Source organism: Streptomyces roseicoloratus, assembly GCF_004117935.1.
In the GTDB taxonomy this organism is placed as follows: domain Bacteria; phylum Actinomycetota; class Actinomycetes; order Streptomycetales; family Streptomycetaceae; genus Streptomyces; species Streptomyces roseicoloratus.
Map to the genome: position 1 here is coordinate 1 of NZ_SDOY01000153.1, position 13,112 is coordinate 13,112.

General features: G+C 73.7%; 12 protein-coding genes. 9 read left to right on the plus strand and 3 right to left on the minus strand.

What is annotated here, in order from left to right; translation table 11 throughout:
- Positions 1-19 precede the first annotated feature (19 nt).
- Together ESG85_RS26425 and ESG85_RS35130 are read right to left on the minus strand one after the other, a co-directional pair.
- A complete protein-coding gene (locus ESG85_RS26425) occupies positions 20-1,246 on the minus strand; it encodes an amidohydrolase (RefSeq protein ID WP_246095293.1) in 1,227 nt (408 codons plus the stop codon).
- 99 nt (positions 1,247-1,345) lie between these two features.
- Entirely contained in the window at positions 1,346-1,516 is a 171-nt protein-coding gene (locus ESG85_RS35130; RefSeq protein WP_164986320.1) for a hypothetical protein, read from the minus strand.
- 176 nt (positions 1,517-1,692) lie between these two features.
- On the opposite strand from ESG85_RS35130, the gene ESG85_RS26430 reads away from it, so the two are divergent.
- The 9 genes from ESG85_RS26430 (at position 1,693) to ESG85_RS26470 (ending at position 11,556) form a co-directional block, all read left to right on the plus strand.
- A complete protein-coding gene (locus ESG85_RS26430) occupies positions 1,693-2,910 on the plus strand; it encodes an RNA ligase (protein ID WP_128983476.1) in 1,218 nt (405 codons plus the stop codon).
- Positions 2,911-2,912: 2 nt separating this feature from the next.
- Positions 2,913-3,827, plus strand: a complete 915-nt coding sequence (locus ESG85_RS26435) for a phosphatase domain-containing protein (protein WP_246095294.1) — start codon at positions 2,913-2,915, stop codon at positions 3,825-3,827.
- Between the two features lie 71 nt (positions 3,828-3,898).
- Positions 3,899-4,615, plus strand: coding sequence for an LmeA family phospholipid-binding protein (locus ESG85_RS26440; protein WP_246095295.1), 717 nt, complete (start codon positions 3,899-3,901; stop codon positions 4,613-4,615).
- A gap of 223 nt (positions 4,616-4,838) precedes the next feature.
- Positions 4,839-6,176 carry a radical SAM protein gene (locus tag ESG85_RS26445; protein ID WP_128983478.1) on the plus strand — a complete coding sequence of 446 codons (1,338 nt, stop codon included), beginning with the start codon at positions 4,839-4,841 and terminating at the stop codon, positions 6,174-6,176.
- A gap of 76 nt (positions 6,177-6,252) precedes the next feature.
- Positions 6,253-8,013: a serine/threonine-protein kinase gene (locus tag ESG85_RS26450; RefSeq protein WP_246095296.1), complete on the plus strand. Its 1,761-nt coding sequence runs from the start codon at positions 6,253-6,255 to the stop codon at positions 8,011-8,013.
- Positions 8,014-8,315: 302 nt separating this feature from the next.
- Entirely contained in the window at positions 8,316-9,500 is a 1,185-nt protein-coding gene (locus ESG85_RS26455; RefSeq protein WP_128983480.1) for a carboxylate-amine ligase, read from the plus strand.
- Between the two features lie 114 nt (positions 9,501-9,614).
- The gene (locus ESG85_RS26460) at positions 9,615-9,839 is read left to right on the plus strand and encodes a DUF6458 family protein (RefSeq protein WP_128983482.1); all 225 of its coding nucleotides are present in this window, start codon (positions 9,615-9,617) and stop codon (positions 9,837-9,839) included.
- Between the two features lie 214 nt (positions 9,840-10,053).
- The gene (locus tag ESG85_RS26465; RefSeq protein WP_128983484.1) at positions 10,054-10,872 is read left to right on the plus strand and encodes a 2-phosphosulfolactate phosphatase; all 819 of its coding nucleotides are present in this window, start codon (positions 10,054-10,056) and stop codon (positions 10,870-10,872) included.
- A gap of 96 nt (positions 10,873-10,968) precedes the next feature.
- A complete protein-coding gene (locus tag ESG85_RS26470; protein ID WP_128983486.1) occupies positions 10,969-11,556 on the plus strand; it encodes a DM13 domain-containing protein in 588 nt (195 codons plus the stop codon).
- Between the two features lie 27 nt (positions 11,557-11,583).
- Here the strand turns inward: ESG85_RS26470 and ESG85_RS26475 are convergent, their stop codons facing one another.
- The gene (locus ESG85_RS26475) at positions 11,584-13,068 is read right to left on the minus strand and encodes a glycosyltransferase 87 family protein (protein ID WP_128983489.1); all 1,485 of its coding nucleotides are present in this window, start codon (positions 13,066-13,068) and stop codon (positions 11,584-11,586) included.
- Positions 13,069-13,112 lie beyond the last annotated feature (44 nt).

The window sequence follows — 13,112 nt, forward strand, 5'->3', positions numbered from 1 at the left end:
TCTCCCGGCCCGCGCCGGCTCAGACCAGGCGGCCGCCGCGGGCCACGACCCGGCCCGCCCGTACCACCAGCTCACGTCGCGGCACGTCCACCACGGCCTGCGGCACGCACTCGCCCTCGACCAGCATGAAGTCCGCGGGCGCCCCCGGCCGCAGGTCCGCCCGGGGCAGCCCGAGCAGCTCCGCCCCGCCGTGCGCGGCCAGCGCGAAGCAGGCCTCCAGCTCCTCGTCGAGCCGGGCGTCGAGGGCCCAGCCGGCCAGCCAGGCCCGGTGCAGCATGTCGGCGTTGCCGAAGGGGCTCCAGTTGTCCCGTACGCCGTCCGAGCCGAGCCCGACCCGCACGCCGCGCTCCGCGAGACGCCGGAACGGCAGGATCGTGACGGAGGACAGCGCCACCGTGGTCAGCGAGACACCCGCGCCGGCGAGCAGGTCGGCCGTCTCGTCGAGCTCCCGGCCGGACAGCTGCGCCACCGCGAAGGCGTGGGCGACGCCGACCTTCCCCTGGAGGCCCAGCGCCTTGGTGCGGGCGGCGATGTCCCGGAGCGGGCCGAGACCGGTCTCGCCCCGGTCGTGCAGATGGATGTCAAGGCCCAGGCCATGGCGCTCGGCCAGCCCGAACACCGTGCTCAGCTGGTCGCCGTCCCCGGCCTCCGGGCCACCGCCCGCGTCGAAGCCGGCCGGGTCGATCCCGCCGAGATGCGTGATCAGTCCGCTCTTCGCGGCTTCGGCCAGCAACTCCGCCACACCCGGCGTGCGCACCACGCCGTGCTGCGGGAACGCGACGAGCTCGACGTCCACGATCCCGCGCAGCCGCTCCCGGGCCTCGGCGATCCCTTCCAGACCCGCAAGACCGAAGGCGGGCGCCACGTCGGCGTGCGCCCGCATCGCCCGGGTGCCCTGCGCCGCGGCGTGCGCCATCAGACGGTAGGCCCGCTCTCCCACCGGCGTGGGCAGCGCGCGGGCCAGCTCCACGTCACCCGCCACGTAATCGGCGATGCCCCGGGCCGCCCGGCGGCCGTGCCAGCTCTCGCCCCACGCGGTCTTGTCCGGGTGGACGTGCGCGTCGACCAGGGACGGCAGCGCCATCAGCCCGGCGCCGTCGACCGTCTCCACGACGGCTCCGTCCGGCACCGCGTCCACCAGGACCCCGGCGACGGCGACGAGGTCGACGGCCGTGCCGCCGTGCGGACGCACGTTCCGGAACACGGTCGCGGTGGCGGCGCCGGCGGGGAGCTGAGGGGACGGCACGGGGCCTCCTGGGGTGATCAGACGGACGCCGACTTTGTATACCAACGTGGTATACCACGCGTCCGTCCCACGCCCCGCCGTCCTCAGCGGCGGACACGCCTACTGCATCGGCGCACCGGCGGCCTGACCGAGCCCGGCCGGCGGCATCTGGATCACGCGGCTGAGGTCACGCAGCACCTCTTCGGCGGTCCGGCGTACGTCACCGGGGACGTCACCCTGCTCCCGTATGAGCTCGGCATAGATGGGGGCGGTGGTGTCCGCGTAGTTCATTGCGCTCGCTTCCTCGGCCTTCTGCGACGTCCTTCGAAACGGGGAGTCTACGGGGACGGGCACCCGCCCCCGGTCCCGGGTTCGCATGCCGGACACCGCGGTGGACGGGTAATTCGCTGGTCGGAGCCGCCACGGGACACAAGAATGAGCCTCCTCGAAACACGGGGGAGGAACCCATGAGCCAGGCCGACCTGACTCTCGACGCACTGCTGCCGCCGGACGACCTGGCGGCGGCCATCGCATCCGGGCACGTGACCCGCAAGCGGCACCCGACGCTGCCGCTGTCCCTGTACACGTACACCCGGACCTGCCAGTACGAAGCCGTCTGGAACCAGGTCACCACCCGGTGCCGCGGCCTCGTCGCCGACGACCGCACCGGACGGATCGTCGCCCTCCCGCTGCCCAAGTTCTTCAACGTCTCCGAGCACGAGAGCGGCCGCCCCTACGCGCCCGAGCTCCCCGACGAGCCCTTCGAGGTCCACGAGAAGGTCGACGGCAGCCTCGGCGTCGTCTTCCACTACGACGGCCGCTGGCACGTCGCCTCCAAGGGCTCCTTCGTCAGCACCCAGGCCACCTGGGCGCAGCGCCGCCTCGACGCCGCGGACACCTCGGTGCTCGTCCCGGGGACGACGTACCTGACGGAGATCGTCTACCCCGAGAACCGGATCGTCGTCGACTACGGCGCTCGGCGCGACCTCGTGCTGCTCGCCGCGTTCGGCGCGGACGGCACCGAGACGCCGCTCGCCCAGGCCGCGCCCGCCTGGCAGGGCATCGGCTCCGTCGTCACCGTGCACCCGCCGATCGCGCTCGACGCCCTGATGAAGCTCACGGCGACCAGCACGCTGCCCGACGGCAGCCCGGCCACCGGCACCGACGCCGAGGGCTTCGTGCTGCGCTTCGCGTCCGGAGTCCGCGCCAAGGCGAAGATCTCCGAGTACGTACGGCTCCACAAGGTCCTCACCGGCGTCACCGAGCGCGACGTCTGGCGCGGCCACGGCATCCAGCGGTTCGCCGGCACCTCCGCCAAGGTCCTGGCCCAGGGCCTCGGTCTGTCCCTGGCCGAGCTCGACGGCATCCGCGCCCAGGGCGGCCGGCCGCTCGACGCGCTCCTGGAGCAGGTGCCCGACGAGTTCGACGCCTGGGTGCGATCCGTCATCGAGCGTCTGGAGTACTCTTTCGCCGCCCGCGAGCAGGTCATCGACGAGGCCTACGCCTCGCTCGCCCACCTCGCCGACGACCGGGGCGCCTTCGCCCGGGCCGCCAGGGCGCTGCCCGACCCGCGGCTGCGCTCCGCCCTCTTCCTGCGCCTCGACGGCCGCCGCACCGACCTGCTGGTCTGGCGCGAACTGCGCCCCGAGACCGCCGACCCCTTCACCACCGACGAGGAGAACTGACCGTGCCCGTGGTCCATGTCATGACCGGACTGCCCGCCTCCGGCAAGACCACCGCAGCCCGCGCCCTCCAGGAGCGGTCCGAGGGCCGGATGCGCCGCGTCAACCTCGACGACCTGCGCACCATGCTCGACCTGCCCGGCGACGGACGCCGCTCGCACGTCCACGAGCAGACCGTGCTCGGCATCCAGGACGCGGCCGTCCGTGCCGCCGTCGACGACGGCTTCGACGTCGTCGTCGACAACACCCACCTCACCCCGCACATCCCCAAGCGCCTCAAGGCCGCCGTCGCCGGCCGCGAGGCCACCTTCGTCGTGCACGACTTCACCGACGTGCCCGTCGACGAGTGCGTCCGCCGCGACGCCGCCCGCGCCCGTCCCGTCGGCGAGGAGATCATCCGCATCCTCGCCGACAAGCACGCCAAGGCCGTCCGCGGCGGCTGGCGGCTCACCGGCGACTGGCTCAACGACCGGCCCGCCGTGACCCCCTACGTACCCGACCCCGCGCTGCCCGCCGCCGTCCTGTGCGACATCGACGGCACCCTCGCGCTGCGCGGCGACCGCGGACCGTACGACTTCACGCGCTGCGACATCGACCTGCTCAACCTGCCCGTCCGCGAGGCGCTGCGCGCCTTCCGCGCCTCCCACCAGGACCGCATCGTGCTGCTCTCCGGGCGCAGCGAGGACCACCGGGAGATCACCGAGGCCTGGCTCGCGCGGCACGAGGTGCCGTACGACGAGCTGTGGATGCGCGCGTCCGGCGACGGCCGCTCCGACGACCTCGTCAAGGCCGAACTGTTCGACACCCACGTCCGCTCCCGCTACGCCGTCCGCGTCTCGCTCGACGACCGGGACCGGGTCGTCGCCGTCTGGCGCCGCATGGGCCTGCCCACCTGGCAGGTCAACTACGGCAACTTCTGAGCACCGCTTAGGATCGGCCGGGCCGGTGCCCGCAGAAGGCGGACACCGGCCCGAACGGGGGGAACAGCGTCATGAAACGCCGCTGGGTGAAGGTGCTCACGATCACACTCGTGATACTGGCGGGACTCTTCGTCGCCGTGGACCGAATCGCCGTCCACTACGCCGAGAAGGAGGCCGTGGCCCTCGCCACGGAGAAGTACGGCTACGGAGCGGGATCGACGAACGGCTTCACCGAGCTGTCCATCCACGGCTTCCCCTTCCTCACCCAGGCCGCTGACCTCAGCCTGGACCACGTGACCCTGAGCGCCGGCAACTTCTCCGTCAACACGACGGTCAACGCCCAGGGCGACCATCTGAACATCCGCAGCCTCAGCCTCGACATGTACGACCTGACGGCGCCCTCGTTCACCGCGCGCAGCGCCGGCGCCAACCTCGTCAACGGCCGCGTCACCATCGGCTACGAGGACCTCTCGGGCGTCGTCTCCCGGCTGCTCGGCAAGGGCGGGGCGCTCACCGTCGCACCGGCCCCCGCCGGCTCCGGCGGCACGGGCGGCAGCCAGTCGGCGCCTCTGCGCATCACCGGGACCTGGGACGGCCGGAAGATCGACACGCCCGCGACCGTGGCGGTCGCCGCCGACGAGTTCCAGCTGCGCGTCCCCGAGCTCGGCGCCGGCACCTACACCTGGCGGGTGCCGATGCCCAGGAACATCGACTTCACCGCCGCCCGCTCGAACCCGGACGGCCTCGAGCTGGAGCTGACCGGCCACCAGGTCGTCCTCGGCGGCTGACGGGGCGGCCGACGGGCGGCCGACAGGACGGCGGACGGGCGCCGACCGGGACGCCGACGGGCCCCGCCCCGCGGCCAGCCGGCGCCCTCGCCCCGCCGGGCCTCCGCCCCGCGGCCGACGGCGCGTGCGACCGGGGTCGGATGCCGGTCCCGCCGGCGCCGTCCTAGGGTGGTCGGTGGCCCACCCGGCTCGCGACCGCACGACCGAGGAGATGTATTCGCGCATGATCCGCCGCACCGACGAGGTCGAAGACCTCATGCACCGCTTCCCGCACGTCCCGAAGGAGGCGGTGATCAAGGAGGACCTCCTGCGCGGCGGCATCGCCTTCGACGACTCCGCCCTCACCGACTCCGGCGACGAGGCGGCCGGCGAGGTCAAGCCCAAGTCGTACTTCATCTTCTCCTTCGACCACCGCACCCTGCCCGAGCTCGGCCAGGCCGCCCTGCGCCGTCCGCCGGAGGAGATCGTGCTGACCGGCGGACCGTACGAGCTGCGCCGCACCGTCGTCTCCGTACGCGTCAACCCGGCCTCGCCCTACCGCGTGGCCGCGGGCGACGACGGTATGCTCGGCCTCTACCTCGACGGCCGCCGCATCGCCGACGTCGGCCTGCCGCCGATGCCCGAGTACTACCGCCACACCCTCGCCAACGGGAAGTCCGTGATGGAGGTGGCACCCACCATCCAGTGGGGCTACCTCATCTACCTCACCGTGTTCCGCGTCTGCCAGTACTTCGGCGCCAAGGAGGAGTGCCAGTACTGCGACATCAACCACAACTGGCGCCAGCACAAGGCCGCCGGCCGGCCCTACACCGGCGTGAAGGACGTCGAGGAGGTGCTGGAGGCGCTCGCGATCATCGACAAGTACGACACGACCGGCGCCTCGACCGCGTACACCCTCACCGGCGGTGCCGTCACCTCCCGCGTCGCCGGCAAGGACGAGGCCGACTTCTACGGCCAGTACGCCCAGGCCATCGAGGAGCGCTTCCCCGGACGCTGGATCGGCAAGGTCGTCGCCCAGGCGCTGCCCAAGGCCGACGTCCAGCGGTTCAAGGACTACGGCATCCAGATCTACCACCCCAACTACGAGGTGTGGGACAAGCGCCTGTTCGAGCTGTACTGCCCGGGCAAGGAGCGGTACGTCGGCCGCGACGAGTGGCACCGCCGGATCCTCGACTCCGCCGAGGTGTTCGGCCCCCGCAACGTCATCCCCAACTTCGTGGCGGGCGTGGAGATGGCCGAGCCCTTCGGCTTCACGACGGTCGACGAGGCCATCGCCTCCACCACCGAGGGCCTGGAGTACTTCATGTCGCGCGGCATCACGCCCCGCTTCACCACCTGGTGCCCCGAGCCCACCACCCCGCTCGGCAAGGCCAACCCGGCGGGCGCGCCGCTCGAGTACCACATCCGGCTCCTCGACGCCTACCGGGCGACGATGGAGTCCCACGGCCTCAGCTCGCCGCCCGGATACGGCCCGGCCGGCCCCGGCCGCGCGGTGTTCTCGGTCAGCTCGTTCATGGACAGCCTGCCGGGCGAGGACGACGCCAAGGGCAGGACGGCGTAGCCCCGTCGACCCGCACGGCACCGCCCACCGCCGACCCGGTGCGGCGGTGTCACCGGAACCGCCTACGATGCCGCCCATGAGTACGAGTGAGGGTGGCAGACCACTGGTCGACGGGCGGTTCCGGCTGGTCGCCAGACTGGGCAGCGGCGGCATGGGAACGGTGTGGCGGGCACGCGACGTCGCCCTTGACCGGGACGTCGCCCTCAAAGAGGTACGGCCGCCGGACCCGGCGGTCGCGGAGGCCGATCCCGGCTTCGCCGCCCAGCTGCGCGAGCGCGCCGTCCGCGAGGCCCGGGCCCTGGCCCGGCTCTCCCACCCGCACGTCGTGACGATCCATCACATCGTCGAGCCGGGCGACGGCTCCCACCCGTGGATCGTCATGGAACTCGTCGAGGGCCGCTCGCTGTACGACCGGCTCGCCGAGGGCCCGATGACGGCCGCCGAGGCGATCACCCTCGGCCGCCAGGTGCTGTCCGCACTGCGCGCCGCGCACGCCGCCGGCATCCAGCACCGCGACGTGAAGCCCGCAAACGTGCTGCTCCGGCCCGACGGCGGCGCCGTCCTCACGGACTTCGGCATCGCCGCGGTCAACGGCGCGACCCAGCGGCTCACGTCCACCGGCGACCTGATCGGCTCGCCCGAGTTCATCGCACCCGAGCGCGTGCGCGGCGAGGAGGGCAACCCGGCCTCCGACCTGTGGTCGCTCGGCATGCTCCTGTACGTGGCGACCGAGGGCCACCATCCGCTGCGACGCGCGACCAGCCTGGCGACGGTCGTCGCCGTGCTCGACGACCCGATCCCGCCGCCGGTCCGGTCGGGGCCGCTGACGCCCGTGCTCGAACGCCTCCTGGTCCGCGACCCGGCGGCACGCCCGGACGGTGCGGAGCTGGACCGGCTGCTCGCGGAGGCCGAGGCGGGCACGCCGCCGGCAGCGGTGCCGTCCGGACCTCCGGTCACGCCGCCGGTCACGCCGCAGGCGGCACCTCAGGCCGGGCCTCAGGCCGTGCCCGGTTTCGGCGCGCCGTACGCGCACCCGGCCTACGGCCCGCCCGGAACCCCCGGCCCGCTCGCTCCGTCCGGCCCGCCGGGCCCGGCGACGCCCTGGGCCACACCGACCGTCCCGTCCGGCGGCTACGGACGGTCCGCCCCGTCCCGTACCGGCCGTCGCGTCGCTCTGGTCGCCGGTGCCGTGGTGCTGACGGGCGCGGCGGTGCTGGGCGTCGTGAACCTGCTCCCGGACGGCGAAGGCGAGGGCGGGGACGGCACCCGGGCGAAGGGCGGCGCCTCGTCCGCTCCGGCGTCCGCGAGTTCCGCGGCGAGCCGCACACCGACCGGTGCCGGCGGTGCCGGCACCACCGACACCGGCACGCCCGCACCCCAGGGAACCCTGCTCACCCCGGCGAACGTTCGCGCCGTCGTCAAGGCGTTGGGCGACGCGTCCGGAAGCACGTCCATGAAGGAGCTCACGGTCTACGAGGAGTACGCGCTCGCCTCCATCCCGACCCGGCCCGGCGCCAAGACGTACGACCGGTGGGAGTTCCGCGACGGCGTGGCCCGCAGGACCGGACCCGGCGGGACGATGAGCGGCAGCGACCCGGAGGACCGCCCCGTCGACGTCTCCGCCATGGCCTGGGACACGCTCCCGGCGCTGATCCGGCGCGGCGAGGGCGAGCTGAAGGTGGACGACCCGTCGATGCGTTACGTCATCGTCGACCGCTGGACCTTCAACGAGGACCGTCCCACGATGCGTTTCTACCTCATCAACGCGTACAGCGCGGTGGGCTATCTGGCGGCCGACGAGAAGGGCAAGGTCGTGTCGAGCCATCCGGCGGGCTGAGAGGACGGACCGGCTTCACCTGGATGGGGGCAGGTCCCGTGCCGGCGACGGCCCGCCCGCTCTCCCTCCGCCGCCTGCCCGCATGCCTGACCGCCGGCTTGCCCGGCCAAGGCCCGGCAGCCGGGTGGATGGGGGAGCGGGCGGGCGGGGTGGCGCGAACCGACCGGCGGGGTGGCGCGAGCGGGCCGGCGGGGTGGCGAACGAGCCGGCCGGCAGGTCCGATCAGGGCCCGGACGAACCATGTCGGCCAAGGGCGTCCCGGCCTTCTGCCCGTCGGTCGTCCCGCGTGCCAGCATGCCGTCATGACGAGTACAGGGCACACGCCGGCCGTCACTCCGCCACCCGGCCCCCGCCGCCACAGCCGAAGTCGCCCGTCGGACCCGGACACGCCTCCGCTCACGGTCGGTGTCGAGGAGGAGTTCCTGCTGGTCGACCCGGCCTCGCGCGAACTGCGCGCCGACGCCGAGAAGGTGGTGGCCGAAGCGGCCGGCGAACTCGGCGACCGGGTGGGTCCCGAGCTCACCCGCTATCAGGTCGAGACCAGGACCGACCCGCACACCGGCCTCGCCGACCTCGCCGACCAGGTCCGTTCGACCCGGCAGTCCCTCGCTCGCGCCGCGGCGCGGCGAGGCCTGGGCGTCATCGCCACCGGAACCCCGGTCTTCGCCCCGCCGGGCCCACCGCCGCTGACCGAAGGCCCTCGCTACTCCCGCAGCGCCGAGACGTTCCGCGCCCTGGACGACGAACAGATCGCCTGCGCGTGCCACGTCCACGTCGGCGTCCCGGACCTCGCGACCGCCCTGAGCGTCAGCAACCACCTGCGTCCGTGGATCCCGCTCCTGATCGTCCTGTCGGCCAACTCCCCGTACTGGGGCGGCCGGGACACCGGTTACGCCAGCTGGCGCACGACCACCTGGGGCCGCTGGCCGGTCGCCGGCCCGCCACCGTACTTCGCGTCGGCGCCCCACTTCGAGGAACTCGTCGGCGGATTGCTGGCCAACGGCACCCTTCTGGACCGCGGCGGCCTGTACTGGGACATCAGACCCTCCCACCACCTGCCCACCCTCGAGTTCCGCGCCGCCGACGCCACCGCCACCGCCGACGACACCGTCCTGCTGGCGGGCATCGTCAGGGCCATGGTCGCCACCGCCCTGACCGCCGTCGACGCGGGAGAACCGCCCCTCCGGCCCTCCGACGCGCTGCTGCGCGCGGCGTGTTGGCGCGCCGCGCGCGACGGCGTCACCGGCAAGGGCATCGACCCGGCGACGGGCCGCCTCACCCCGGCCGTCGCCCAGGTGGAGGACCTCCTGTCCCGGCTGCGTCCCGCACTCGACCGCCACGGCGACACGGACCTCGTCCACGACCTCTGGACGCGCCTGCGCACGCAGGGCGGCCGAGCCGAGGGCCAGCGCGCCGCCCGCCGCCGGGGCGCCGCCCTGACCGACGTCGTCGACCACCTGGTCACCCTCACCACCCCACCGGACTGAGCCCCCCGGGACCACCGAAGTCGGCTACGGGCCACCGTCCTTCGCACGCCGCCGCGGATGAGAACGAAGGACCGGGGTACGCGAGAGGCATCCGACCCGGCAAGGGAGGAAACCATGGGTCTGGGAGTGTGCATCATCCTGATCGCCGTCGGCGCCATACTGACCTTCGCGACCGACTGGCAGCTCGACGGGGTCGACCTCGACCTGGTGGGGCTGATCTTCATGGCCGTCGGCATCATCGGCACGGCCGTCTACACGAGCATCCTCCGCCGCCGCCGCGTGGTCGTCCCTCCGGTCGCCCCGACGGTGACCGAGGACGAGCACCGGGACCTGCGCTGACGTCATGACAGACATCGGTGGACGGATCCGGGAACGATCGCGACCTGCGTTCGTGCCCGGAACCGCTGCCGCACCACGTGGGCAGGGTGCACGGCCGAGTGTGGGGTTCCAGCGTGAGGGCTGCTGCGGAGCCGGCAGCCGGCGGGGGCCGAGCGGCGGGGCATGTTCATGAACTCGTGCTCTTCATTGATCAGCCAGCGCTAGACTCGACACCATGAGCGACTGGTTTCTGCAGCCAGAACACGGCGTCCGCTTCGAGTGGGGTCCCATCGGCGCCCGGCAAATGGCGCAGGACGCCGCCTGCCTGGTGGTGGTCGACGTGCTGTCGTTCACGACATCGGTGACCGTCGCCGTCGAAGCAGGGACCCAGGTCTTTCCCTATGCCTGGCGCGACGAGACGGCTGTCGCGTTTGCCCGGAACAAGGCGGCGGCACTGGCCGTGGGGCGGCGAGCTGCCACCTCGGCCGCACCGTGGTCGCTGTCTCCGGCAGCGCTCCGGAATGCCCCCTTCACCCCCCGGCTCGTGCTGCCCTCTCCCAACGGATCCGCCATCGCCGCGGCAGCGGGCGATGCGACAGTGGTGGCGGGCTGTCTGCGTAACGCCACTGCCGTCGGACGATGGCTGGCCCGGCACGACTACGGGACCGCGCAACGCCCCGTGGTGGTGATCGCCGCCGGCGAGCGGTGGCCGGACGGAAGCCTGCGACCTGCGCTGGAGGACTTGCTGGGTGCCGGGGCGATCATCGACGCGCTGGAGTCGCGGGGCGTCGGCCCGCTGTCTCCCGAGGCAGCCGCCGCACGGGGCTGCTTCGTGCAGACCGCCGATGTCGTCAGCGCCGTGGCCGCCGGTTCCTCGGGCAGGGAACTGACCCGGAGCGGGTTCGCCGACGACGTGGCCATCGCCACCGAACTCGATGCCGGCGCGACCGTACCCGTCCTCACCGGCGGAGCCTTCGACGACAGCACCGACGAGACGGGACCGCTGCCGAATCAGTGGCACCGGCCGTCCAGGCTTCCTGGAGATGTGACGTAAGCGAATCGTCATGGCTCGGCCCGGGACGCGCGTCGGCGGGGCGCGTTGAATGGAAGCAGGCCACCACCAGGCACGATTCGATCCGGGGAGAAGCGCATGAGCAGGGTGTCACGTCGTGGAGTCATCGGTGCCTTCCTGGCCGCCACTGCGCTGGTGCTCGGCGTCGGGCTGGCCTGGTTCCAGCCGTGGAAGCTCTGGGTGGACGACATCGTGCGCGAGGCCCTGCCTGCCGCCGCCGCACCCGCCACCGCACCGACGGCCACCGCACCGACCGGCCCCGCCCCAACGGGCACGCCCGGCACGGGGCCCGTCGCCGTCCCGCCCGCCGCGCCGCAGACCGTCGCCTCCGGCGAACTGATCAGCCACGAGCACCACACCACCGGGACCGTCAGGATCCTCCGCCTCCCCGACGGCTCCCACACCCTCCGCCTGGAGAACCTGGACACCAGCAACGGTCCCGACCTCCGGGTATGGCTGACCGACGCCCCGGTGAAGGAGGGCGTGGCCGGCTGGCGGGTCTTCGACGACGGCCGGCACCTGAGCCTGGGCAGCCTCAAGGGCAACAAGGGCGACCAGAACTACGCCCTGCCCGCGGGCACCGACCTCGGCGCGTACACCAGCGTCAGCATCTGGTGCGACCGCTTCGACGTCTCCTTCGGCGCCGCCGCGCTCACCCGCGTCTGACCGCGGCCGCGGCCGACTTCCGCGCGCTCACCCCCGTCCGGCCTCCGCCGCGGCCGGCGCGCCCGCGCGTTCCCTCCGCCCGCGTCGCCGCAGCCACCACCCGCCGTACGCCGCGACCGCCGCCGTCCCGTACGCGGCGGTCGCCGCGCCGCTGCCGAGTTCCGGGCCCGCGAGATAGGCGACCGCGCCCGCCAGGGCGACGCCGAGCCACTCCCCGCGGCCGTCCAGCGCCACCAGCGCGACGAGCAGCAGGGCGTACCAGGAGTAGCCGGGAGTCAGCAGGAGGAACGCCGTCCCGGTGGTCACCAGGGCGCCCCGCCACGGCCGTTCGGGATCTCCGCGTACGACGACGAGGACCGACACCACCGCGAGTCCGAGCAGGACGGCGGGCATGGCCCACACGTCGGGGACCACGAGCCGCACCAGGGCGTACCGGCTGCCCGCGCCCGCGTCGTCGTATCCCTCCTCCTCGGCGTAGCCGCCGAGATAGCCGAGCACCGAGCCCCGCGAGAGCAGGACGTACGGCAGGTACAGCGCGGCGATCGTGCCGGCCGCGGCTCCCAGTACCGCGAGCGCCTGGCGCGGCCGCCGTACGCCGGACAGGGCGCCGGGCACCAGCAGTGCGGGCAGCAGCTTCGCCGTGATCGCGAGACCGAGCAGGAACCCGCCGGCGGCCCGCCGCCGCGTCACGGCGACCAGGGCGCAGACGGCGAACAGCACGGCGAGGACGTCCGCGTGGGCGTTGTTCACCCCCTCCACGGGAACGGCCGGACACCACGCCCACCAGGCCGCCCGGCGCGGGTCGCCCCGGCGGCGCAGGACGAGGACCAGCAGGGCGGTGACGGACAGGGACAGGACGGCGGCGCCGGTCTGCAGGGCCTTGTGGCGCACACCGGTCGGCGACAGGGAGTGGACCAGCAGGAACCACCCCTCGGCGACCGGCGGATAAATCGTGTGCACGGCGGGCCGGTTGATCCGGGTGCAGAGGCCGTCGCCCAGCGCGGCGAGGTCGTGGCTGCCGTGGGCGCAGGTGGCGCGGTCGGGGAAGAGCCACGGATCGCGCAGTCCGGCCAGGGCCGGGTCGGCGGGGGCGTGGTCGTAGGGGGAGACACCGGCCGCCTGCACCCGGCCGTCCCACGCGTACCGGTACGCGTCCGTGCTGGTGCGTGGCGGCGCCACGAGGCCGGTGGCCGTGACCGCGACGGCCCCGGCGAGGACCAGCGGGACCACCATGCGGGCGGGGACGCGCCGCACGGCGACGACGGCCGCCGCGAACAGGACCCAGGCGACGGCGTATCCGGCGACGAAGCCGACCCCCGTCGCGTCGCTCCGGAGCAGGGCCAGGAGCGTGGTGGTCAGGGCGGCGAGGAGCACGGCGCCCACGACGGCGGCAGAGGCGGCGGCACAGGCCCGGACGCGGCGGAGGGTTCGAGCGGAGGGACGGAGGCGAGTGCGGGCGGTACGGAGGCGAGTGCGGGCGCTGCGGAGGGGAGTGCGGGCGGTGCGGGGCATGGCCGCAGCGTGTCAGCGGGACGGGCGGAGCGGAGCACGACCCG

Excerpts from the sequence above, each read along its gene's own strand:
- ESG85_RS35130 (WP_164986320.1), bottom strand. The coding sequence starts at position 1,516 with ATGAACTACGCGGACACCACCGCCCCCATCTATGCCGAGCTCATACGG.
- ESG85_RS26430 (WP_128983476.1), top strand. The coding sequence starts at position 1,693 with ATGAGCCAGGCCGACCTGACTCTCGACGCACTGCTGCCGCCGGACGAC.
- ESG85_RS26440 (WP_246095295.1), top strand. The coding sequence starts at position 3,899 with ATGAAACGCCGCTGGGTGAAGGTGCTCACGATCACACTCGTGATACTG.
- ESG85_RS26445 (WP_128983478.1), top strand. The coding sequence starts at position 4,839 with ATGATCCGCCGCACCGACGAGGTCGAAGACCTCATGCACCGCTTCCCG.
- ESG85_RS26450 (WP_246095296.1), top strand. The coding sequence starts at position 6,253 with ATGAGTACGAGTGAGGGTGGCAGACCACTGGTCGACGGGCGGTTCCGG.
- ESG85_RS26455 (WP_128983480.1), top strand. The coding sequence starts at position 8,316 with ATGACGAGTACAGGGCACACGCCGGCCGTCACTCCGCCACCCGGCCCC.
- ESG85_RS26460 (WP_128983482.1), top strand. The coding sequence starts at position 9,615 with ATGGGTCTGGGAGTGTGCATCATCCTGATCGCCGTCGGCGCCATACTG.
- ESG85_RS26465 (WP_128983484.1), top strand. The coding sequence starts at position 10,054 with ATGAGCGACTGGTTTCTGCAGCCAGAACACGGCGTCCGCTTCGAGTGG.
- ESG85_RS26470 (WP_128983486.1), top strand. The coding sequence starts at position 10,969 with ATGAGCAGGGTGTCACGTCGTGGAGTCATCGGTGCCTTCCTGGCCGCC.
- ESG85_RS26475 (WP_128983489.1), bottom strand. The coding sequence starts at position 13,068 with ATGCCCCGCACCGCCCGCACTCCCCTCCGCAGCGCCCGCACTCGCCTC.